This is a genomic window from Streptococcus dysgalactiae subsp. dysgalactiae (assembly GCF_900459225.1).
Classification (GTDB): domain Bacteria; phylum Bacillota; class Bacilli; order Lactobacillales; family Streptococcaceae; genus Streptococcus; species Streptococcus dysgalactiae.
This window is the reverse complement of record NZ_UHFH01000003.1, coordinates 305,476-329,561: the sequence shown is the minus strand read 5'-3', so window position 1 is coordinate 329,561 and position 24,086 is coordinate 305,476. Positions and strand designations below refer to the sequence as shown.

The 24,086-nt window shown below is 38.5% G+C and carries 17 protein-coding genes, 1 tRNA gene and 5 pseudogenes; 4 read left to right on the top strand and 19 right to left on the bottom strand.

The window, feature by feature from the left end:
• Positions 1-59 precede the first annotated feature (59 nt).
• On the top strand, positions 60-1,628 hold the full coding sequence (locus DYD17_RS01855; protein WP_115252598.1) for an ABC transporter substrate-binding protein/permease: 1,569 nt from the start codon (positions 60-62) through the stop codon (positions 1,626-1,628).
• The gene (locus DYD17_RS01850; RefSeq protein WP_115252597.1) at positions 1,621-2,361 is read left to right on the top strand and encodes an amino acid ABC transporter ATP-binding protein; all 741 of its coding nucleotides are present in this window, start codon (positions 1,621-1,623) and stop codon (positions 2,359-2,361) included. The genes DYD17_RS01855 and DYD17_RS01850 overlap by 8 nt, the downstream gene beginning before the upstream one ends.
• Positions 2,362-2,418: 57 nt before the next feature.
• On the opposite strand, the pseudogene DYD17_RS01845 reads toward DYD17_RS01850, so the two are convergent.
• Positions 2,419-3,372 (bottom strand): annotated as a pseudogene (locus tag DYD17_RS01845) (IS30 family transposase).
• Between the two features lie 165 nt (positions 3,373-3,537).
• Here DYD17_RS01845 and DYD17_RS01840 point away from each other — a divergent pair.
• The gene (locus DYD17_RS01840) at positions 3,538-3,654 is read left to right on the top strand and encodes a putative metal homeostasis protein (RefSeq protein WP_000818733.1); all 117 of its coding nucleotides are present in this window, start codon (positions 3,538-3,540) and stop codon (positions 3,652-3,654) included.
• A gap of 483 nt (positions 3,655-4,137) precedes the next feature.
• On the opposite strand, the gene DYD17_RS01835 is transcribed toward DYD17_RS01840, so the two are convergent.
• The 6 genes and pseudogenes from DYD17_RS01835 to DYD17_RS01805 form a co-directional block, all read right to left on the bottom strand.
• Complete coding sequence (locus DYD17_RS01835) at positions 4,138-4,998, bottom strand: CPBP family intramembrane glutamic endopeptidase (RefSeq protein WP_115252596.1); 861 nt, start codon at positions 4,996-4,998, stop codon at positions 4,138-4,140.
• A gap of 640 nt (positions 4,999-5,638) precedes the next feature.
• Positions 5,639-6,529, bottom strand: a complete 891-nt coding sequence (locus DYD17_RS01830) for an SPFH domain-containing protein (protein WP_115252595.1) — start codon at positions 6,527-6,529, stop codon at positions 5,639-5,641.
• 236 nt (positions 6,530-6,765) lie between these two features.
• Positions 6,766-8,430, bottom strand: coding sequence for a DAK2 domain-containing protein (locus tag DYD17_RS01825; RefSeq protein ID WP_003049647.1), 1,665 nt, complete (start codon positions 8,428-8,430; stop codon positions 6,766-6,768).
• Positions 8,430-8,795 carry an Asp23/Gls24 family envelope stress response protein gene (locus tag DYD17_RS01820; RefSeq protein WP_003049645.1) on the bottom strand — a complete coding sequence of 122 codons (366 nt, stop codon included), beginning with the start codon at positions 8,793-8,795 and terminating at the stop codon, positions 8,430-8,432. Before DYD17_RS01820 ends, DYD17_RS01825 begins: the two co-directional genes overlap by 1 nt.
• Before the next feature lie 153 nt (positions 8,796-8,948).
• Positions 8,949-9,137, bottom strand: a complete 189-nt coding sequence (gene rpmB, locus DYD17_RS01815) for a 50S ribosomal protein L28 (RefSeq protein ID WP_002982870.1) — start codon at positions 9,135-9,137, stop codon at positions 8,949-8,951.
• Positions 9,138-9,531: 394 nt separating this feature from the next.
• Positions 9,532-10,089 (bottom strand): annotated as a pseudogene (locus DYD17_RS01805) (ISAs1-like element IS1548 family transposase); the annotation flags it as partial.
• A 108-nt stretch (positions 10,090-10,197) separates the two neighbouring features.
• On the opposite strand from DYD17_RS01805, the pseudogene DYD17_RS01800 reads away from it, so the two are divergent.
• Positions 10,198-10,343, top strand: a pseudogene (locus DYD17_RS01800) (IS481 family transposase); the annotation flags it as partial.
• A 102-nt stretch (positions 10,344-10,445) separates the two neighbouring features.
• Here DYD17_RS01800 and DYD17_RS01795 read toward each other — a convergent pair.
• The 12 genes and pseudogenes from DYD17_RS01795 to DYD17_RS01740 form a co-directional block, all read right to left on the bottom strand.
• Positions 10,446-11,327 (bottom strand): class II fructose-bisphosphate aldolase, encoded by an 882-nt coding sequence (locus tag DYD17_RS01795; RefSeq protein ID WP_003049640.1) that lies wholly within the window; start codon positions 11,325-11,327, stop codon positions 10,446-10,448.
• 205 nt (positions 11,328-11,532) lie between these two features.
• A tRNA-Leu gene (locus DYD17_RS01790) sits at positions 11,533-11,618 on the bottom strand.
• 53 nt (positions 11,619-11,671) lie between these two features.
• Positions 11,672-12,598, bottom strand: coding sequence for an alpha/beta hydrolase (locus DYD17_RS01785; RefSeq protein WP_115252594.1), 927 nt, complete (start codon positions 12,596-12,598; stop codon positions 11,672-11,674).
• A 159-nt stretch (positions 12,599-12,757) separates the two neighbouring features.
• Positions 12,758-13,466 (bottom strand): annotated as a pseudogene (lrgB, locus tag DYD17_RS01780) (antiholin-like protein LrgB).
• 17 nt (positions 13,467-13,483) lie between these two features.
• On the bottom strand, positions 13,484-13,933 hold the full coding sequence (gene lrgA, locus DYD17_RS01775) for an antiholin-like murein hydrolase modulator LrgA (protein ID WP_003049630.1): 450 nt from the start codon (positions 13,931-13,933) through the stop codon (positions 13,484-13,486).
• A 131-nt stretch (positions 13,934-14,064) separates the two neighbouring features.
• Positions 14,065-14,793 (bottom strand): LytR/AlgR family response regulator transcription factor, encoded by a 729-nt coding sequence (locus DYD17_RS01770; RefSeq protein ID WP_003049627.1) that lies wholly within the window; start codon positions 14,791-14,793, stop codon positions 14,065-14,067.
• Complete coding sequence (locus tag DYD17_RS01765; protein WP_115252593.1) at positions 14,790-16,550, bottom strand: sensor histidine kinase; 1,761 nt, start codon at positions 16,548-16,550, stop codon at positions 14,790-14,792. The genes DYD17_RS01770 and DYD17_RS01765 overlap by 4 nt, the downstream gene beginning before the upstream one ends.
• 75 nt (positions 16,551-16,625) lie before the next feature.
• Entirely contained in the window at positions 16,626-18,230 is a 1,605-nt protein-coding gene (locus tag DYD17_RS01760) for a CTP synthase (protein ID WP_003049621.1), read from the bottom strand.
• A 282-nt stretch (positions 18,231-18,512) separates the two neighbouring features.
• Positions 18,513-19,091 carry a DNA-directed RNA polymerase subunit delta gene (gene rpoE, locus DYD17_RS01755; protein ID WP_115246706.1) on the bottom strand — a complete coding sequence of 193 codons (579 nt, stop codon included), beginning with the start codon at positions 19,089-19,091 and terminating at the stop codon, positions 18,513-18,515.
• Between the two features lie 213 nt (positions 19,092-19,304).
• On the bottom strand, positions 19,305-20,588 hold the full coding sequence (gene tig / locus DYD17_RS01750; protein ID WP_003049614.1) for a trigger factor: 1,284 nt from the start codon (positions 20,586-20,588) through the stop codon (positions 19,305-19,307).
• Between the two features lie 208 nt (positions 20,589-20,796).
• Entirely contained in the window at positions 20,797-22,170 is a 1,374-nt protein-coding gene (locus DYD17_RS01745; protein WP_115252592.1) for an alpha-amylase family glycosyl hydrolase, read from the bottom strand.
• Between the two features lie 302 nt (positions 22,171-22,472).
• Positions 22,473-23,743 (bottom strand): annotated as a pseudogene (locus tag DYD17_RS01740) (alpha-amylase family protein).
• Positions 23,744-24,086: the final 343 nt, after the last annotated feature.

The window sequence follows — 24,086 nt, the reverse complement described above, 5'->3', positions numbered from 1 at the left end:
ATAGGATGCAAATTGCTGTAAAATAGGTCTGAATACTATTTTTGAAACAGGAGACCTATATGAAAAAGCTAATCCTTAGCTGTTTGGTCGCCTTGGCCCTTCTTTTTGGAGGAATGAGCCAGGCTCAAGCAGACCAATATTTAAGAGTCGGAATGGAGGCAGCCTATGCTCCCTTTAACTGGACTCAAGATGATGCTTCAAATGGGGCTGTTCCAATTGAAGGAACTAGCCAATATGCCAACGGTTACGATGTCCAAGTCGCTAAAAAAATCGCTAAGGCTATGAACAAAGAACTTTTAGTCGTAAAAACTTCTTGGACAGGCTTGATTCCAGCTTTAACTTCCGGAAAAATCGATATGATAGCAGCCGGCATGAGCCCAACTGATGAACGTCGAAAGGAAATTACTTTCTCAAATAGTTACTACACTAGCGAACCCGTTTTGGTTGTAGCTGCAGATGGTAAGTACGCTAGTGCGACTAGCCTTGACGATTTTGCTAATGCCAAAGTGACTGCACAACAAGGCGTTTGGCATGTCAACCTCTTAACACAGCTAAAAGATGCTAAATTGCAGACCCCAATGGGGGATTTCTCTCAAATGCGTCAAGCTCTTTCTTCAGGCGTCATTGATGCTTATATTTCTGAACGACCTGAAGCCATGACTGCTGAATCTGCTGATAGCCACTTCAAAATGATCACTCTTAAAAAAGGGTTTACTGTTTCTGAATCAGATGCCGCTATCGCTGTCGGGATGAAAAAGAATGATAATCGTATTGCCACTGTCAACCAAGTGCTCGAAGGGTTTTCTCAAACTGATCGTATGGCCCTGATGGATGATATGATTACCAAGCAACCTATGGAAAAGAAAGCCGAAGATGCTAAACCATCATTCCTAGGTCAAATGTGGGCTATCTTTAAAAATAACTGGAAGCAATTCTTACGCGGTACAGGTATGACTTTATTAATCTCTATGGTGGGGACGATCACAGGTCTCTTCATTGGATTATTAATCGGTATTTTCCGTACAGCTCCTAAAGCTAAGCATAAAGTAGCTGCTTTAGGACAAAAACTCTTTGGTTGGTTACTCAATATTTATATCGAAATCTTCCGTGGCACACCGATGATTGTTCAATCTATGGTTATCTACTACGGAACAGCGCAAGCCTTTGGTATTTCCATTGACCGTACCCTAGCGGCTATTTTTATCGTTTCCATCAATACAGGTGCCTATATGAGTGAAATTGTCCGCGGTGGTATTTTCGCTGTCGACAAAGGTCAATTCGAAGCAGCAACTGCTCTTGGCTTTACTCACGGACAAACCATGCGTAAAATTGTGCTGCCACAAGTTGTTCGCAACATTTTACCAGCAACAGGTAATGAGTTTGTCATCAATATCAAAGATACTTCCGTCTTGAATGTTATCTCTGTTGTGGAACTTTACTTCTCAGGTAATACCGTAGCCACACAAACCTACCAATATTTCCAAACCTTTACGATTATCGCCATCATCTACTTTGTCCTTACCTTCACGGTGACACGTATCCTTCGTTATATTGAACGTCGTTTCGATGCCGATACTTACACCACTGGAGCAAACCAAATGCAGGTTGCGGAGGTCCCAAATGTCTAACCCAATTATTGAAATCAAAAACCTCAAAAAATCTTACGGCAGCAATGAAGTACTCAAGGATATTTCCCTTTCTGTTAACAAAGGAGAAGTGATTTCCATTATCGGTTCTTCTGGTTCTGGAAAATCAACCCTACTACGCTCAATCAATCTTTTAGAGGAACCAAGCGCCGGTCAGATTCTCTTTCACGGTGGAGATGTTCTTGCTGAACACTATAACTTAACCCACTATCGCGAAAAATTAGGTATGGTTTTCCAGTCCTTTAACTTGTTTGAAAACCTAAATGTATTGGAAAATGCCATTGTTGCTCAAACCACTGTTCTCAAAAGAGACCGTGCAAAAGCAGAACAAATTGCCAAGGAAAACCTCAATGCGGTTGGTATGACAGAACAATACTGGCAAGCCAAACCAAAACAATTATCCGGTGGTCAAAAACAACGGGTAGCCATTGCCAGAGCCTTATCTGTTAATCCAGAAGCCATGCTCTTTGATGAACCAACATCAGCACTTGATCCTGAAATGGTTGGTGAGGTCCTCAAAACCATGCAGGACTTGGCAAAATCAGGGTTGACCATGATTATCGTTACCCATGAAATGGAATTTGCTCGTGATGTCTCCGACCGTATCATTTTCATGGATAAGGGCTTGATTGCTGAAGAAGGTTCACCTCAACAAATTTTTGAGAATCCCACACAAGATCGTACCAAAGAATTTTTACAACGTTTCTTAAAATAACCCAAAAGCTCAGCTAATAAAAGAAAGCTGGGCTTTTATGAAAGTTCTAAAATTAAGTTAGCTACTTTGCCCAAATTCTCTGGGTGATTTGTAACCTAGTATTTTCTTTGGATAGTTATTTATCCAATTTTCAATGCATGCGACTTGTTGCTGGGTCGCATTTTTACTTCTCTTAGGCCACCAACGGGGTATCAGCCTGTTATGATTTTTATTAGTCCCACGTTTCCACGATGCATAAGGATAAGCATAGTAAATGTGCTCGGGATTAAAAACTTCAGCTAATGGACTGAATTCATCCCCGTTGTCTGCTTTGATAGAGTTAATCTGACACTCTTTAAGAATAGCTTTTAGCGCTTGGTTCACAGAAGAATCCGACTTATCAAGAATGAGGCGAATGAGTTGATAGCGACTCTTTGTGTCGGTTAGTGTCAGTAGACACTCATTTTTAGCTCATGGCTGAATAACAGTATCAATCTCAAAGTCTCCAAAATGCTCACGCTTATTAATGCTCTCTGATCGCACCTCGATAGATTTTCCAGCAGGCTTAAAGTCAAGACTGGCTTGTTTTTTATTAGCTTTCACTTTGCGAGAATAGAGCGTGTCAGATTCGGTAAATCTTAAGTGCCCATGAAGAATCCAGTAATAGATGGTTGCAATAGGGACCTTAATCCCTTTTGTTTTGACCATCATTTCAGGAGAGTATCTGTGTATGATGTAGTGAGTTATCTTTTCTTTGAGTCCCTTGGTTAGGGAGACCTGTTTAACAGAACGTTTGCGATTGTTTTAATAAGCTTCTTGAGGGAAATCAGCTAAGTAGAGTACTTCAAATTTCCCTTTACACACTTGTTGTCTCACTTGTCCACGTTTAACTTCATTGATAATGGTTTGAGGAGCTTTAACCAATCTTCCAGCAATGTCACGATTTGAATAGTCTTCGTGGAACTAACGCTCAATGTTTCTGCGATCAGCTAGTGTCAATTGTTTCCCTTTGGGTGTATAATAGTTTTGCATCTCGGAGTCTTTCATACTCTCAACTGGCTGTCTTCATTTTAGAACTTCCAAGCTGGGCTTTTATATAAAATTACTAAATAATTTGCGCAAAATACTTTACTGGTTAATTATTTTGTGTTATACTTATTCTCGTTAACGTTAACAATTTATATTTAGGAGGATAATATGGCAGAAAAAACTGACTTGTCGTCAGCTTACAGAAGACTGAAAAGTCCCAATATTAAAACCAGAAAACGTGCTCTGAAAATTATTCATGAGTACAAACGTTACGGTAAAAAATAGGATTCTATTTTTATCTCTCCAAATATAAGTCAGACAAAAAAATGACTAAGACACTTCCCTCCGTCTTAGTCATTTTTTGATTCTATAATACCGATTACCAAAAAGAAACGTTTAGAACACCCTAAAGTTATCAAAATCATACAAAACATGAAAGATACTATTCCAGATTACAATTATTGGTTGCTAGAAAAAATTTTTTTGATAATAGGACTCAATAACCAATCAAGTATAGACTAGTCGCTTAGCAGAGGACAGAGATAACAAAACCGTCACAACCATGGTTAAAACTCGAGATAGGTTAAAACCGTGTTTCACTTGCTTAATGATGGGCTATTTCTGTTAACATCATAAAGGATAGTAATCATGAAACTTTCGAGATATTGTAAAGTTCTGCTTTATTTTAGCTACTTTAGAATAGTTTATAAATTTTATTTAGATTGATATCCCCTTATCAGCAATTTATAGCCAGCTTACAATCCAGTGCTATTTCCAAAAAAGATTTTTATCTTTTCTTTTATAAATGTAAAGCACAATGCAAGCAACAGTCATGATGAAAGAAGATAAAAATGTTCCTTCTAGTCCAAAAGCACTATTATAAGCAAAACTATCATGAACTCTATTTAAATCTAGATGAAACACTGAATAAGGGAATGACTCCCCACTATTAGGTAATCCTAGTAGTATACTCTGAGTGAAATTCCATGTAGCATGTAACCCCATTGCCATCCATAAACTATCAAAATAATAAACCACAAGTGAAAAGAATACACCTGTTATTAATAAATCATAAAATGCTAGAAGGGATACTCCATCATTAAAAAAGTGAAGCAAAGAAAAAAACAATGAATTAATAACGATAGCAAAAATTGGTCTAGCATCTGCTTTTAATAGCTTCTGATAAAGAAAGCCTCTACAAAATACTTCTTCCGCTGAAGATTGAATAAAGACAGCTACAAACAAGCCTATCACTGGTAATAATTCAAACCCTTTAAAGTCTAAATGAATATCACCATTCCAAAATGCAATTAAAGCACAAAAACTATTTAACAAAAAACCTAAAAATAGTCCCCAAGATAATAACCCATAAGTATTTCCTTTGGTAGTTTTTAAAATAGCTTCTTTAATATAGCGATTATTTGGAAAATAATAAACTACCAAAAGAACAACAATCCATAAACTAATAAAATTGAAATACGACATAAAAGTATACCAATAGGGATTGCTTTTGCTAACTTCTGGTATCAATAAAAATTTTAAGACATCACTAGCCGTCATAGTTAAAAAGCCAAGGATTAAAATCCAACCGATCCGATACCAGTTGATATCTCTAAAAAAATATTTCATTATTTCTTTCTTCTTCTTATTTAGAATACTACTTATTGAATTAAGTTAGATAAACTGATAAGTGCTTGATAGTTTAAGAGTTTCTACACCTTTTATTTATTACCTATAATTAAAAAAGGTTTAGAAATATCATTGACATCCTGTTATTTAGGTACTCATAATACCACATTAATTTGTTAGAGCGCTTATTTAGTCATCTATTCCACAAATAACCAGAAACCACATAGAAAATATAAATATTACTATTACTAATTCTTTATCTCAAGTAAAAACGCATTAACTTAATATCCTAGGCTCAGCTATTAGCTTAGGGTTCTTCTAATTTAATAAAAAGTTTATTACGGTAATTCCTATAACCACTTCAATAATGAGTTACTACCTGGTTGAGATGGGATAAGCTGTTTTATCGTTTTTCTTAATGATAAGCACAATGCTTATTCTTGATTTTTTTATCGTTTGCCACAATTATGGGAGCGGATATCTAGTATATTAGTTAATGCAACGGTTGACCTGAGTTTAATATGCATAACTTTTATCGATAAGTTAACCATATCATTGAATAAAAAGTATTCCTATTAAAATACTTTCATTAACATATTGGTTATAAATAAAGAATCCCTTTTAAAATACTTTTAGTTTACTACCTCGTTTTAAGGGCAGATAATACTTGTGTACGGATATCATCTACTCCATTTGGTGTATTTGGTAGGAAAAGGGTTTGGTTTCCTTTTGCTGCAAAGGTATTGAGAGTATCCAGGTATTGGTTGGTCAACAAGATGGACATGATTTGTTCTTCGTTTAAGGAAATATTCGCCTCTTTAAGCTCTTGAATAGACTCGGCCAAACCATCTACAATGGCCTTACGCTGTTGGGCAATCCCTACCCCGTGCAAGCGATCTTTTTCAGCTTCAGCTTCTGCTGCTGTCACAATTTTAATTTTATCTGCATTTGCCAACTCTTGAGCAGCTACACGTTTTCGTTGAGCCGCATTGATTTCATTCATTGACTGTTTCACTTCAGCATCAGGCTCCACCTTGGTAATCAAGGTTTTGACAATAATGTAACCATAAGTTGACATTTCTTCTGCCACTTGATGTTGTACTTCCAAGGCAATTTCATCTTTTTTCTCAAACAATTCATCTAAAGTTAATTTAGGTACTGATGATCGCAAGGCATCTTCAATATAAGACTTGATTTGAGATTCAGGCTTCATTAATTTATAGTAAGCATCCGTTACATTTTGCTCGTTAACACGGTACTGAGTGGCCACATTCAAGGTCACAAACACATTATCTTTGGTTTTAGTTTCAACGATGATTTCTGACTGTAAAAGGCGCAACTGCACACGCGCAGCAATTTTATCAATCCCAAACGGAAGTCGGATATGAATACCACTAGTTGCTGTTTTTTGGTACCTACCAAAACGTTCCACAATGGCAACAGATTGTTGGCGAACCACATAAAGGGTGCTGGCAACAATAGCTAGGATAATAATAACCCCAAAAGCAATAAAGATAACTGGTCCTAACATAAAATCTCCTTCTTGTTATATCTTAGAGCTGAACCATTTTCAGCTCTTGACTTATTGTTATAAGACAATTATAATGTTTTTCTAGGCTTTGTCAAATTAAATCGTAACCATTAGCTTTCTGATGGATTGCCCTTATTTTTCAGGGGGCTTACCATCACTAAAACCACTCATTACGACATCAATATAGACAAAAAGGGTTAGACCTCTGCCTAACTCCTCTTTTTTATTGTATTCTATTATTCTACACTCATGAGATATGGATAAACAGGCTGATCTCCTTGATGGATCTCAACTTCTACATCTTCATAAGTATCTTCTAAATACTCAGCAAGGTCTTCTGCCAAGTCTTGATCACCTTCTTCACCAACAAAAATAGTCACAATCTCGCTATCTTCGTCAATCATTTTTTCAAAGGCAGCTTTTAGAGTTGCTTCCATATCTGGGTTCGAAACGACGATTTTACCATCAACCATTCCCAAGAAATCATTTTCATGGATTTCTAAACCATCAATAGTAGTGTCACGGACTGCCAAAGTGACGCTACCGCTAACTACGTCAGAAAGACTAGCTGACATATCTGCTACATTGTCTTCTAAAGATTTGGAAGGGTCAAAGGCTAACAGGCTAGTAAATCCTTGCGGAACAGTACGTGTTTCAACAACAGCAGCCGGAATATCAACCACTTCTGCAGCAGATTGGGCAGCCATAAAGATATTTTTATTATTTGGTAAGATAATGACTTGCTTGGCATTAACTGCTTCAATAGCTTTTACAATATCTTCTGTTGATGGGTTCATGGTTTGACCACCAGAAATCACATAATCAACACCTTGTGCCTTGAAGATTTCAGATAAACCTTCTCCAGCAACCACTGCAATCAAGCCAAAGTCTTTTGCCTCAGCTTTGCTTTCTTCGGTATCAGTCCTTTGAACCTGTGCTTCATGCTGATTACGCATATTGTCCACTTTAATCTTAATAAGCGAACCATATTTAAGACCTTCTTGCATCACGAGTCCTGGATCTTCAGTATGGACGTGAACTTTAACAATCTCGTCATCGTTAACTACTAATAATGAGTCTCCTAGGCCGCTAAGATATCCTTGAAATTCATCGTAGTTGAATTCTTTCACATAAGTTGGTCCTTGTTTAAGAGCAACCATGATTTCAGTACAATAACCGTAAGTAATATCTTCAGTAGCCACATGACCGACAACAGATTTGTGATGCTCTGCATTAATCATTTCAGACATGTTAGCAGGAGTCGCTTTAAAATCTTCTGAAGCTACATAGTCACCATTTAAAGCAGATAGGAATCCTTCATAGATGAAAACCAGTCCTTGACCACCTGAGTCAACCACACCAACTTCTTTAAGAACAGGAAGTAAATCAGGAGTCTTAGCAAGGGCACCTTTTGCACCATCTAAAGCAGCTTGCATAACTTCCACTGCATCATCTGTAAGGTCTGCTTTTTTCAAGGCTGCAGTTGCTGCTCCACGAGATACTGTCAAGATTGTTCCTTCAACAGGCTTCATCACTGCCTTGTAAGCAACTTCTACTCCCATTTGAAAGGCTTGTGCCAAATCTTTACCCGTGAGCTCGTCTTTTCCTTTTACACTTTGTCCAAAACCACGGAAGAGTTGTGAGGTGATAACCCCAGAGTTTCCACGCGCTCCCATTAAAAGACCTTTTGACAAAATTTGACCAACTTCACCAACAGTTGAAGCCGGTTTATCCGCCACTTCTTTGGCACCGTTGTCCATCGTCATGCCCATATTTGTCCCTGTGTCTCCATCTGGGACAGGGAAAACGTTTAAGGAATTAACATATTCTGCTTGTTTACCAAGACGAGTCGCTGCCGCTTGGACCATTTCTTGGAATAAGCTTGTTGTAATATTTGACACTAATTTTCTCCTACAACCTTAATATTTTGAACGTAAACATTAACCATATCAGCAGCAAGACCAAGCTGACTCTCAAGGTTAAATTTCACGCGTTCTTGGATATTTTTAGAGACTTCACTGATCTTCACACCATAACTCATCACAGTGTATACATCAACAGAAATACCCATATCTGTTGATTTCACTACAACACCTTTTGCATAGTTTTCTTTGCGAAGTAGCGATTGGAAATTGTCCTTGATTGCACTTTTACTAGCCATTCCAACAACGCCAAAAATTTCCGTTGCTGACCCACCCACGACAGTTGCGATAACATCGTCGGATAGTTCGATTAGACCATCTTTTGTATTGATTTTTACAGTCATATTTACTACCTCAAAAAGTTATTGTTCATGTTATTTTACCATAATCTACAGCTAATGTAAAAGAGATAGGGTGAATCATAAGAGATAGCCCTTCTTCAACTCTCCCCATTTCCGAAAAGAGACTAAGAAAAAAAGCCCTAAGGCTTATTTCTATTAGATGCGTTCTACTTTACCAGATTTAAGCGCACGAGCAGAAGCCCAAACTTTTTTAGGTTTACCATCAACAAGGATAGTTACTTTTTGAAGATTTGGTTTAACTGTACGTTTTGTTTGGTTCATCGCGTGTGAACGGTTGTTTCCAGAAACGGTTTTACGTCCTGTAAAATAACATACTTTAGCCATTTTGATCTGTTTCCTCCTACGTAGAATATGTTTACGGATGTGCTAGCACCACATACTTATCTATTTTATCATAGGGGGTGGTGTTTGGCAAGTTATTTTTGATTTTCTTTTTTGCCCCGCTGTAGCATTACAATTAATGTGAGACTTCTAGAAGTCAAAAAGAAGATTCCTTGGTATGATAAGAGTACCATCGCCCACCAAAAAAGGAGTCTTCTCATGACTAGTATATCATAAAACCTTCGCTATTTTCCACACACTCTGGAAACACTACACGCCGTACGCATGAAAACTTTCTCTTCATCCTTTTGTGCCCGAACATCAATTTTGAAAAGATTCCTTTTTAAATCAATCATCTGCTTAGCCTCTTTCTCCAAATAATTGGACTAAATAATCTTCTAATAATCGTATCAACGATAGCCGTCTGCGTGCCCATTGCGTCTATCGTTACAATGCTTTTACGGATATCAATCGTCCGCAATAACTGAGGAATGGCAACAATTTCATTACTTTTCTCCTCAACCGCTACCTGTCCCAAACTAAGATGATGACCCCCATCATAAGCCGTTACAATATGAACAGGCTTCTGATTTTTACCTCGATTGCCTCGAATCGTTTTACCGTCCACTGAAATCAGTTGATGAACGGCATCTAAGCTTGTCAATGATTGCTCAAATTGAACTTTAAGCTCTTTTAAACGGTCTGAATTAACAAGACTAATCACACGCTCTAAGGTATCATGAGACGGACAACCTTCACTCAAATCAACGTAGGTCGCAAACAATGGTTCATTCATTTCAATAAAATCTTCCATCTCCTTCCAGGTTTCAATGCCAGCTAACTGACAAACGAAGACAAGAAATAGAAGGGTTGATAAGGAGTAGCGAATTTTCCAAGATTGACGACTATCCAATTCAACTGCGCAATCATCAATAGAAATAATAAAATCAATCATCGTAGTCACCTCATCTATAGTGTACTACTTTGTTTGATTGATTTTGTCATTATGAATCTAGTTTTCTGAAAACAAAAGTTTCTTCATGCGTTTGGCGTGGGAAACACTAAAACCTGCCGAAATGGTACCTCAGTTGCCTTCATCTGTCGACGCTACAAGGTCTCAAAAGCCTCTCTCATGCGCTGAAAGACCGTTCTCACCGACCTCTAACACCACATCCAAAGGCTCATCCCTCGCAACCGTTTTCTTTTATTATACTCCTAAAGCACAAGAAAAGCCTCTGGAAAATGAGTTTCCAGAGACTTTGTCTTCGGTCTGAGCCCTCAAGAGGGCTTTCATAAATTTAATACTCTAAATTATGCTTTATTCGCTGATCCGAAAACGTCGATACGTTCTTCAACAGCGCCTTGAACAGCTTTCATACCTGGAGCCAAGAATTTACGTGGGTCAAATAATTTTTTACCATCGTATTCTGCTTCGTTAGCTTCGTAGTTACGAGCAAATTCACGAGTTGCGTTAGAGAAAGCAATTTGGCTTTCAGTGTTAACGTTAATTTTAGCAACACCAAGACGGATTGCTTCTTTGATTTGATCGTCAGGAATACCAGAACCACCGTGCAATACGATTGGGAAGCCTGGTACAGCTGCTGTTAATTTTTCTAAGTGGTCAAGAGCAAGACCTTCCCAGTTTTCTGGGTATGGACCGTGGATGTTACCGATACCAGCTGCCAAGAAGTCAATTCCAGTTTCAACCATTGCTTTAGCATCTTCGATTGGAGCAAGCTCACCTTTACCGATGATTCCGTCTTCTTCACCACCGATTGTACCAACTTCAGCTTCAACTGAAACGCCTTTAGCATGTGCAATTTTAACAACTTCTGCAGTCTTAGCAAGGTTTTCTTCAACTGGAAGGTGTGAACCATCAAACATGATAGAAGTGTAACCTACTTCGATACACTCAAGAGCATCTTCGTAGTGACCGTGGTCAAGGTGAATAGCAACAGGAACTGTGATACCCATTGATTCAACAAGGTTAGCGATAAGAGATTGACATACTTTGTAACCACCCATGTATTTTGCTGCACCCATTGATGTTTGGATAAGAACTGGAGCTTGTTTAGCTTCTGCTGCACGCAAGATTGCTTGAGTCCACTCTAAGTTGTTTGTGTTGAATCCACCAACAGCATATCCGTTTTCACGAGCTGCTTGGACAAATTTTTCTGCTGAAACGATTGCCATTTGTAAGGCCTCCTCTTATTTTTCGGGATAACTCCCCGTTTACACTGTTCATTCTAGCACAATTTCCCATAAATTTCTAGTCTTTCACAAGCTTAAAGCGTTTTCCCAACGCAGATTATCCAAACTTTTCTCGAAATCAATGCTACCTAATCAGCTTTATTTGAAGCAAACGAAAAGAGATGAATCAACGATTCATCTCTTACTATGCGGAGAGTGGGACTTGAACCCACACGACCTAAAGCGGTCACAGGATCCTTAGTCCTGCGCGTCTGCCAATTCCGCCATCCCCGCTGCTCATCAGCAACATAAATTATTATAGCAACTATGAGGATGGCTGTCAATACTTATTTATCAATTTTTTGCAAAAATGCAGCAATTTTTTTCTGGTATTGTACTGGGTTTGTTTCAAAGGATCTGGCATGTTTTGCCCCTTTAACAATCAAGATTTCCTTAGGACCTTTAGTAGCCTTGTAATTGTCGTAAACCATTTTTGTAGGAACAAAATCATCTTTGTCCCCATGAATAAATAAAGTGGGCCGCTTATTTTTAGCCAGTTGTCTCACTGAACTTGCCTCTGCGTAACTAAAACCCGCTCGAATCTTAGATAAGGCAGAAACTTCATAGAGCAATGGGAAGGCAGGCAAGTTGTACATAGCCTTAGCCTGAAACTTCAATTCATCCCAAACGCTAGTATAACCACAATCTTCAATAATAGAGGTAACCTGCTCAGGTAATTTTTCCCCACTTGCCATCATGACTGTGGCAGCTCCCATAGAAAGTCCAAAAAGGGTGATTTGACTGTCTGGTTTTTTCTTAATCAACTGATTTGTCCAAGCTATGACATTCAACCGATCATTCCAGCCATAGCCGATTAAGTTTCCTTGGCTTTCTCCATGAGCTTCATTGTCTGGCATCAGGACATTATAACCCAAATCGTGAAAAAGCATGGCATAAGGTTTCATGTTTGACTTATTGTTAGCAAAACCATGAACCACGACAGCTGTCTTTTGGGTTTCTTTCGCAGCTGGTAAATACCATGCTACTTGATTAAACCCACGATGGGTCATGTAACGCTTTTCACGTGGTAAAGCATCAAAAGCTTGCTCAGCTGGGTATAGCGGGTTATCCGTACTGCGTTTTTTATTGTTAATGAATGTTTTCTCATCCCGTACTTGGGCAACATGGAAGAAATAAAAACTAGAGCCAACGCTAGCAAGAGTTACTAATAGGAATAGGATTCCTAAATACTTTGATAATCGAATGGTTTTCATATCAAATATTCTACAGGAAAATCAGAAAAAAAGAAAGCTTTACTCTACAAATAAATCGTTTTCCTGCTCAAGTTTTAAAAAATGAGTTCTTATCACCAAAAATCCTCCTAAAGACGAGAACATTCGCTAGAAGGACTTAGAGGTAGGAGATAACAATTTTTAAAGAAAGATACTTCCCATAATGGGTACCACCACAGTAACAATAATGCCAACCACAACTAGGGCAATGGAAACCATTGACTCTTCGACTTGACCAAAATCTTTGGCTGCCGAAACCCCAAGCGCATGGCCTGCTGTTCCTAAGGCTAAACCACGTGCAATGGGATCTTTTATCTTAAACAATTGAATCAACGGTTTTGCTAAGGCATAAATAATCACACCATTTAAAATACAAGCTAGCGAAGTTAATTCTGCTGATCCCCCTCATGGAAACTGATGTTGGCATAGCAATGGCTGTTGTTGCCGCCTGAGGTAACATCGACGCAACCACTACTCTACCAAGATGGAATAAACTTGATACGAGATAAATTCCATAGACTGCGACAACACTGCCTAACGTAATTCCACCAATAATCTGAAGCCAATATTGTTTCAAAACATCTCGTTTACGGTAGAGGGGAATAGCAAAGCAAATGGTAGCAGGTTCCAAAAAGAAACTAATGATTTGGCCACCCTTATTGTACTCGGCAAAACTAATACCGGTTGCGCTCAAGGTAGCAATCCCAAGAATCATGGCAACAAAGAGGGGCGCAAAGAGGAAGAAACCTTTTGATTTTTTAAACAAAATCTGGCCAATAAAGAAGGTCCCTACAGATAAAAGAACACCGAAAATAGGAGAAACCCGTAAAATATCAATAAATGCTGCCATAACTAGCTCCTTTCTTCTTATTTAGCCAAGACTTTACTAGCTACCAGATGACGCTCATCCTGAAATGACCCTTTGACCAAGAGACCTGGTTTTCCCAAAGCTGGTTTCTTGACACCTGCTCCCATTAATAATTGTGTCATCCAACCAGTTCCAACAAGCAACAAGAGTGTTGAAATAAAAATCAGAAGCATGTTTAAAATAAAATGTTCTTTCAAAATCCCTAAACAATTAATCACTGAAATACCAGCAGGAACAAAGAAGAGACCGATATTGCCAACCAAAAGATCTGCTACTTTTTCCACTTGACTAAGACTAATCACTTTAGTCGTTAAAGCTATAAATAATAAGACAAGTCCAATAACAGAAGCTGGTAATTTTATTGGGGATAAGGTCTCCAATACCTTTGAAATGAGAACAATTGTTCCAATCACAACGCTTTGATAAATCATAGAATAAGTTTTAGTCATGTGAATCATCTCCTTGTTTTCTCGCTTTTGATACATTTAGTATAGCTAAAAAAGAGCCTGTTGGGCTCTTTTCGGAATAAAACGCTTTCTGTTTGGTACCAAATGCAGTGAGAGCGACTCAAAATACAGCTTCAAAGTCCTAACCGCTGGCGGAATGTTTTCAAATATGATCTACTCACAGGAACCTTTCCACCATTGATCATGGTCACTTGGTAGGTTTGATTAAACCACGGCTGAATTTCTTTTATAGCTTGTGTATTAATGAGATAACTGCGATGCACTTTCAAAAAAGATTCTGTGGTTAAAACTTTTTCAATAGCTGATAAGCTTGTGTGACTGGTATAGTGGGCTGTTTTTGTATAGACCGTCGTTTCCTTGCCTTGGACTTCACAATAGAGAATATCTGAAAAGGGTAATAAGTATATGCGCTCATCTACTTCAAGGGTTAGGCGTTTGGTTTGTGGCACTTCTGCTTCTTTAGAGTTGTTCGTTTGCTGCCTGTCTAATGTCATTTTCGCCTTTACAATAGCTTTTTGGATGCGGGCTTGTTCAAAAGGTTTCAAAACATAATCAATCGCATTAACTTCAAAAGCTTCTACGGCGTGATTATCATAGGCCGTTGCAAAAATAATTAAGGGAGCATTTGGAATTTGGCTTAGACGCTTAGCTAGATCTAGCCCGCTTTCATCTGTTAAATGAATATCTAAAAATAATAAATCAGGCTGATGCGTTAATATCAGTTGAAAGGCATCTTCGATGGACTCCCCTTGATAAATAGCACTAACCATTTGGGTTTCTTCAATAAGATAAGCCAGTTCCATTCTAGCCAATGGTTCATCATCAATAATTACAACTTTCATGTGGTTCTCTCCTTTAGTTGATTAAAGGGGATTTGTAACACAAAACTGGTCCCCGACTGATCTGAGGTTACCTCGAATATAGCCTTATTACCGTATAAGCTCATTAAACGCTTGTTCAAATTTTCCAAGGCCGATCCTGTTCCTTTTTCAGAGGTAACTACCGTTTTCCCTAGCAAAGCCAATTTTTCTGGTGCAATTCCTTGACCGTTATCTTTGACCGTTAGCCTGAGATAACCTGATGCCTTTTGCCTTGCCATCACCCAAACCTTATTATCCTTCTTACGTCCTGTAAAGGCATGTTTCAAAGCATTTTCAACTAATATTTGAATCATAAAAGGAGGAATAGCTGCACTTTTGAGGGCCTCAGGAATATCAATAATGACCTCATAGCGGTTAGGAAACCTAGCCTGTTCAATGGTTAGATAAGCTTCCAAATGTTTTAATTCAGAGTCAACGGAAATGACATTCTGCCGTGTACTATTAAGATTAGCTCTAAAATAATGGCCCAGTTGTAACAGAAGATGCCTTGCCTTTTCACTATCCACCCTTATCAAGGCAGAAATTGTGTTAATCGCATTGAAAAGAAAATGCGGATTAACTTGTGCTTGCAAGGACTTAATTTCAGCATCCTTGAGCAACCCTTGTTCTAAGGCCATCTGTCCTAATTCCAATTGTGATGAAAAAATATGCCCTAAACCGCTAGCAAGTTGTTCATCCACATAGGTTAAGTTAGAAGCATCAGTAAAGTATAACTTAAAACTGCCTACAACACCTTTCTTGACAAAAAGGGGAACCACCACAGCTGCTTCCAAAGGACAGTCTGGGTGACTACAACCAATTTGGGCTTTTTGACGAACCACCTGAATACGTCCCGTCTCAATAGCTTCTCGAGACAAATCAGTAATGATTTCTCGAGTCGGAATATGATGGTCACTGCCAGCCCCCACATGGGCCAATATAGCGTGACGATTAGTAACACTCACAGCTGACACGCGCATAAACTTTTTAATTTCTAAAGCTGCTTTCTGAGCTGAAGCTTCCGTTAACCCTTGCCGAAAATAAAGCAAGGTTTTATTGGCCAACTCCAAGACATCGTGCGTTTGAACAGCTTTCATGCTTTCTTCTTGACGTAAGGTGCCAAGAATAATAGATAGAAAAATCCCTGTCCCCAAAGCATTCACAAAAACCATAGGGAGTGCAATGGTTTGAATCAAGGTCCAAGCTTGTTCCTTATCTGGTAAGAAAATCAAGATGCAAAGCATCTGAATCACTTCCATCAAAGCACCACAGAGGCTTCCTTGCCATACTTGAGGATAACGTTTATGAGTCAAGCTCACACGCCCCACTAATCCTGATAATCCACCAATCAATAAAGATGAAATAAAATAGGTATAAGGAGCGCTACCACCCTGAAGCCAACGCACAGCTCCTGAAATCAAACCGACAAAAAAACCGACAAAAGGACCACCAATTAACCCTGACATCCCAATCGTCAATGTTCTCGTATTAGCGATCGAATTGTGGGAAGACAGATTAACTAATCCACCATTATCTACCCCAACTTGTTGGGAAATCAGAACACCTGTAAAATTACTAATGATTGCAAAAACACTGAACGTCATAATCAGAATCCATCTCACTTTGATGGATTGACGGTCATGCATCAATCGTTTATAAAAAGGGCTAATCATTAATAGATTAGCCAGCAAAATAATCAAACCTATCCGTTCAAGTAAGGGCAACAACAATGACATCATATTAGACCTCTTTCAATGACAGCCATGAGCACCATAGCAGTCATCCGAATAGAATTCCTCAAACCATCTTAACCATTATTTGCTGTTTTGAACAGCAGCTGTCACAAATGCCGTGTATAATTCTTCTGGACGATTTGGACGACTTTGCAATTCTGGGTGGTATTGGGCTGCCACAAAGAATTTTTTCTCTGGCAATTCTACAATTTCAACTAAGCGGTTGTCAGGTGATACCCCTGAGAAAACAAAACCAGCTGCTTCAAATTCTGGACGGAATTTGTTGTTGAACTCATAACGGTGACGATGACGGCGTTGCACCACTTCTTGGTGATTGTAAGCTGCTGCTGCTTTGGAAGCCGGCTTCAATTTACATGGGTACAATCCAAGACGAAGCGTACCTCCCATATCTTCAATATCAATTTGATCGCGCATGGTATCAATGATTGGGTATTTAGTACTTGGCTCTAATTCAAAAGAGTTTGCACCTTCCATATTGAGGACATGACGGGCAAATTCAACACAGGTCAATTGCATGCCAAGACAGATACCAAGCATTGGCACATCATTTTCACGGGCATAGCGAATCGCTTGAATCTTACCTTCTGTCCCACGTTGACCAAAACCACCTGGTACAATAATCCCATCAGCATCTCCTAACAGATCAGCTGCATTATCAGCCGTCACATCATTGGCATTAACCCATTTTAGGTCAATTGCGGTATCATTGGCATAACCAGAATGTTTCAACGCTTCCACAACAGATAAGTAAGCATCTGGCAATTCCACATATTTACCAACCAAGGCAATTTTGGTTGTTTTTCTTAAATTCATCACCTTGTCGACCATAGCTGACCAATCGGTCATATCAGCTTTTGGTACATTTAATTTTAAATGATCACAAACAATCTGATCCATCGACTGAGCTTGCAAATTCAAAGGAATTTGGTAAAGGTGTTCCACATCACGTGACTCGATAACAGCTTCTGGATTCACATCACAGAATTGAGCCAATTTATTTTTTATGCCCTGCTCCACTGGCTCCTCGGTACGAATAACCAACATATTAGGTTGAATCCCAAGTCCACGTAATTCTTTAACGGAATGTTGCGTTGGTTTAGTTTTCATTTCACCTGCAGCTTTGAGGTATGGCAACAGGGTTGTATGAATATACATGACGTTTTCAGAACCAACATCTGCTTTCATTTGACGGAGAGCTTCTAAGAATGGCAAACTTTCAATATCTCCAACGGTGCCCCCAACCTCAGTAATAATCACATCAGAATCCATTGTTGAAGCTGCGCGTTTGATTTTTTCTTTAAGGGCATCTGTGATATGAGGAATAACCTGAACAGTCGCACCAAGATATTCACCTTTACGTTCTTTACGAAGGACCTCGCTGTAGATTTTACCGGTTGTGACGTTTGAATACTTGTTCAAATTGATATCGATAAAACGTTCATAGTGACCCAAGTCCAAGTCGGTTTCAGCGCCATCATCGGTTACGTAGACTTCTCCGTGTTGATAAGGACTCATTGTTCCCGGGTCAATATTAATATAGGGATCAAATTTTTGAATCGTTACCTTTAACCCACGATTTTTAAGCAAGCGGCCAAGGCTTGCTGCTACAATCCCTTTACCAATTGACGATACCACACCACCAGTTACAAAAATGTATTTTGTCATAACACTCCTTCATTATATTAAGTGAGTCAATGACACTCACTTTAATTAACTAAACATTACATCACTTGAAATGATAAACTAGGGGGCAACTCTGGTTCATTAGAGTCAAATAAGCTATCATTCAAGCTTTAATCATTATTGAAAAACAAAAATAGCCCCCTATCGACTAGGGAGCTTTACCTGACCTCTTAAAGAGGTGCCCAAATAGTAATATAAACTATAACCAGCACTTTGTCAAATCATATTTCTTTTTTGACAACTACTTATAGGATGAGTAGACGTTTATTCCTCGTCTTCTTCCTCATCCTCTTCTTCTTCCTCATCTTCTTCGTTGATATCAACTTCCTCAAAATCATCTTCGGGAATAATTTCGTTTAACTCTGAGTCGTAAGATTCCACTTCTGATTTTTCATCATCAGGATCTTCTTCATCGTACTCAATATCAGCTGATTCTTCTGTAAAATCTTCATCTTCTGGGTCGTCATCACTATAATCAATAGCGTCTTCGTCCCCATCCATAAAGGCATTAACTCGTTTTTTCTTACGTTTCTGTGCGCCATCTTCATCATCTTCCAAGGTAATGATTTCTTCATCGATTTCATCAATGGCATACCATGAGCGAAGGCCCCATTTGTTATCACCAAGAGGAATAAATGAGCCATCCGTATTTAAGTCAGTGTAGAAAAATGGCAATGCATGACGAATATCTGCATCAGATTTTCCTAAGTAGTTTTGAATCTCATTCACTAAGTCGCTAAAGTACATCTCATGATCGCGACCACGCTCTTCCAAAATGGCACGCGCCACTTCAATCATGGAAAGTTCGCTTTTTTCTTGTCCTGCAAATACGTCTAATTTCAAGGCAGTTCTCCTTATTTTATCATTCTTTACTATTTTACGCTAAAAAAAGGGATTCGTCAAAGCTTTTATTACTCTATTTGCTAACCTGTCGGCACTCTTTTCATTTTAGATAACCGTACCAATTACCACTTTCAGACCTTCCAGTTTCCGAGAGAAAAAACAGACAGGAGTATTACTCCTATCTGTTTTTGTCATGATAATTAACTCACACTATTATTTAACAGTTGCTGAGCTTGTAATAGCTTCAACTGCTTTTTTCATTGTGATGTCGTGTTTCAACATATCAGCTGAAAGAAGAGAACGTACTTGCTCAACTGGCATGTTGTATTCAGTAGCAAGGTCATTAATTTCTTGCTCGATTTCTTCTTCTGTTGCTTCAAAACCTTCTGCTTTAGCAATCGCTTCGATAACAAGGTTTGTTTTCACACGTTTGTCAGCATCTGCTTGGTATTGGTTGTGAAGATCTTCTTGGCTTGTACCAGTCAACTGGAAGTACATTTCAGATGAGATACCTTGACGTTGCATGTTCCCCATGAACTCGTTCATTGAACGATGCACTTCGTCATGTACCATTTCTTCTGGTAATTCAACGATTTCAGCATTAGCAACTGCCAATTCGATCGCAGCACCTTCAACCGCATCATCGTAAGCAATTTCTTTAGCTGCTTCAAGTTCTTTACGGTATTTTGCTTTTAAATCAGCAAGTGTTTCAACTTCTTCGTCGATGTCTTTAGCAAGTTCATCGTCAAGTTCAGGAACTTCTTTTGTTTTAACTTCATGAACAGTTGTCACAAACTTAGCGTCTTTACCAGCAAGATCTTCTGCTTGGTATGCTTCTGGGAAAGTGACATTAACTTCTACTTCATCGCCAGCTTTAGCACCAACTAATTGGTCTTCAAAACCTGGGATAAATTGTCCTGAACCAAGTTCAAGCGAGAAGTTATCACCTTTTCCACCGTCAAATTCAACACCGTCAACTGATCCAACAAAGTCAATCACAACAGTATCCCCAAGAACCGCAGCATCTTCTTTTACCACTAGTTCAGCAAGGTTAGCGCGCTCACGTTCAACTTTTGCATCTACTTCTTCGTCAGTTACTTCTTTAGATGCCTCAACTTCTACAGCAAGGTTTTTGTAGTCGCCAAGTTTTACTTCAGGTTTAGTTACCACTTCAGCAGTAAGTGTCCATTCTTGACCTTTTTCCATTGACACAACATCGATTTTTGGTTGTGCAACCACATCAAGACCAAGTTCTGTCACAGCTGCTTCATAAGCTTCTGGCAATACAATATTCAAAGCATCTTCATAAAGAACTTCTTCACCAAATTTTTGGTTGAAGACTGGACGAGGCATATGTCCTTTACGGAAACCTGGTGCATTCAAGTCTTTTTTGATTTTATTAAAAGCTTGATCAAGAGCTGGTTTGATTTTATCTTGACCAATTGTAAATGTAATCACGCCACGGTTTGTAGCTTTGTTTTCAAATGATGTAGACATTAAGTCATTTCTCCTTAAAATAATTTCGATACAGTTCATTCTATCATAATTTAAAGCGTTTTTAAAGTTTTTTATGCGTGAAATCACATCAGTAGTCTGTTAAAAAACTTTTCTAAACAAAATCTGCTCATGAGCCAAGAAACGTCAGATTTTAACAGATTTTCCAATTGCTTCTTCATTAGGATACCTGATTTAGCACCGACTTTACTTATACCGGAAGCAACACCAAGACTGATTTTTTAGGCAGCTTGCCTTTGAGAGTTTTTCCTGATACCTTGTAAATTTTTCCGCTTACTGCATCTTTGTAACTACCGTCAGCCAATTTTGTTGACGTTGAAAAGGTTTTATTCTCACTTGCTAAATTGGTAATAATAGCTCCTTTACCACCTCTCTCTATCATTACAAGCCCTTGATCGTCACCAATATTATGAAGGTATTCTTCACGCCCATTCATCGTATTCCTAAAATGATTGATGGCCACAATGCTTTTATTTTTAAATAGGTCACTGCCTGCATCTCCAATTTCAGATTGGCCTGGGAAACGATCATTTTGACCACCACCCCCTACCGGACGAGAATAAAAGAGAGGTGCTCCCTCTTTTCGAGAGGCAATCAAACTCCAACCTAAAGTGATGTCTTGGTCTGTCAAATTAGTTGATTCCCCATTATCATTGGCATAGGTGTCATGTGTTTCCACCCATGTGACGAGTCGGTCTTCTGGAACTCCTGGTGCCTGAAAATCCATCAGGTCTTCCGCGTAGGCTTCTTCCTGCCGTAAACTGTTTCGAATAAATTCACCATAATCTGATGCTGTAACTCCCATTAACTTAGCATAGTCAGCTTCTTTAGAAGTAGAGCCTTGTAAAATTTCCCCATACTGGAATTGAGCACCATTGTTTAAGATAACTGACCAAAAATCACTACCATACTCTTTAGGCAATTCGATGTGTTTTGCTGCATCATACCTAAACCCGTCCGCCCCATCTGCTACTGCACGTTTGAGATAAGCAAGGAGATATTCTTGAACAGCTTTATTTTGAGTATTAAGATCATATAGGCCCAACAGAGACTTTTGAGTCAGCTGATAGCGATCTCCAAAATCTTTAATGCCTTCATTTCCATGGGTCCATTCCCCTAAAGATTTTATCTTAGGGCTAACAGCTGCTACTTCTGAAGTTGTATGGTTAACCACCGCATCCACAATAATATGAAGACCATACTTATCAGCCTCTTTGGTCAAAGCTTTAAATTCTGCCTCCGTTCCCAACTGATAATTGCCGATTGTATAATCTGTCGGTTGATAATGATAATACCAATTCGTTAATACCTTACTACCATGTTCTCCCTCGATAACTTGATTAATAGGAGAAGTTTGGATGCTGGTATAGCCAGCTTTCTTAATAGCTGGTAAGTTATCTTTAATGGTATTAAAAGACCAACACCATGCGTGCAAAATGGCTCCATCTTTCATTTCAACCTGTTGGGTGCGCTGCGACCAAAGCCAACCTAAACCAGCTACCCCCAACATCACGCCTGTTACTAACGAGGCAACGGTTATTTTCCTTCGTTTTGAGTTAACCATACTATCTTCTCCTTTAAGCGTAAACGTTTGCATAAAAATGAGCTCTGATGTAGCTTCTATCTTATAGCGACACCAAAGCTCCTATCAAAAAGTATAATATAGCCTTCCTTATTTGACAATATTTTTCTAAAACGAGCCCGCCTCTTTCATCACAGGATAACAACTCATTATTAACATCTTAACCCTTTTTAAAAATCCTGATCCCAGGATAAGACTTTTTAACGTGATTGAAACAATGAATGATTTTATTACGCAAGAGGATATAAAACCGCAGCTGTTCTAGATGCCATTTTACCAGTTATCTACTTATTAGATACTTCAAAAATATGGCCTGTGATATCGTCTTTGTATTGACCATCCGCTAACGTTGTTTCGGAATGAATTCCCTTTTCTTCGCTGGTTAAATTAGTTATAACAGCTCCTTTACCACCACGTTAAATCATCACAAATCCTTGATCCATATTAGGATTTCGGATGTATTCAGATTGACCATTTATAGCATTACAGAAGTTATTGATCGCAACAATCATTGGATCTTTAAAGAGATTGCTTCCAGCATCACCAATTTTAGTTGTTCCTGGGAAACGTTCATGTTGACCACCTCCACCCACTGGCCGTGAGAAGAAGAGTGGCGCGCCTTTTTTTCTAACTCCAATAATACTCCATACTAAGATAATATTTTGGTCAGTCAACTTTGTTGATTCTTCACTATCATTCGCGTAATTATCATGTGATTCTATCCATGTAATCAAATTGTCTTCCGAAACCCCAGATACTTGATAGTTCACTAAATCTCCGTCTTTTACATAACCTTGTCCTATAACCTTCCGAATAAATTCACCATATTGGAATTTAGCGCCACTGTTAGCTAAGATATTAGTCCAAAAATCACTGTTAAACTCTCCCGGCAGTTCAATATGCTTCGCAGCGTCAAACCTAAAACCATCTGCCCCATCTGCTACAGCTTGTTTTAAATAATTGAGAAGGTATTCTTGGACAGCTTTATTCTGCGTATTTAAATCATAAAGACCCAATAAAGCATATTGAGTCACTTGATATCGGTCGTAGTCGTTAGTTATTCCTTGATTCCCGTGAGCCCAATCTGGGATGGCCTTAATTTTTTTACTCACGGCTTTGATATCTGTAGTTGTATGACTTTAAGCCGCATCCACAATAATATTAATACCATATTTATCAGCTTCTGCTGCCATGGCTTTAAACTCATCTTCGGTTTCCAACTGATAATTGCCAATTGTGTAATCAGTGGGGTGGTAATGAAAATACCATTTTTTCAAATCTTTGCTACCGTTATCCCCAGGTATCACTGCGTTAATCGGTGACGTTTGGATACTTATATAGCCAGCACCCTTGATAGCTTTCATGTTTTATTTTATGGTGTTAAAAGACCAACACCATGCATGAAGATAGCACCATCTTTCATGGCAATTTGGTTTGATTCAGCGCTGACAACCTGTGTTGATATTAATGGAACCAAACTAGTATTAGATAAACCAAAGATTAACCCTGCTATTGATAATTTAGTAAACAATCCTTTTGTCTTTTGTGCCACCATTGAGTATCTCCGTTCTATTTACACAAGCGCTTCCATAAGTGCTTAAAAAATTTGAGCAATTAACTGCATCTGTTTGCAAACAAGAATAGGTTATATGAGAAAATTATAACCTAGTTTTTTTAAAAATCACATTTTTTTTATAAATGATATTGTTTTTTAATATTTTATCAGTTAATCATTTTATCATTTCAAGAAGTGATAGCAATAATATTCTTCACGCTTGCAACTCCTCAAAATCACATGGTATACCTTTTGTTAGTCAGTTTCCATTAACCCAGAGCAACTGATTCGATTTTTAAGAATTAAAAAGCTATTTTCTAGTAGAGTAATCACTTATTGCTTT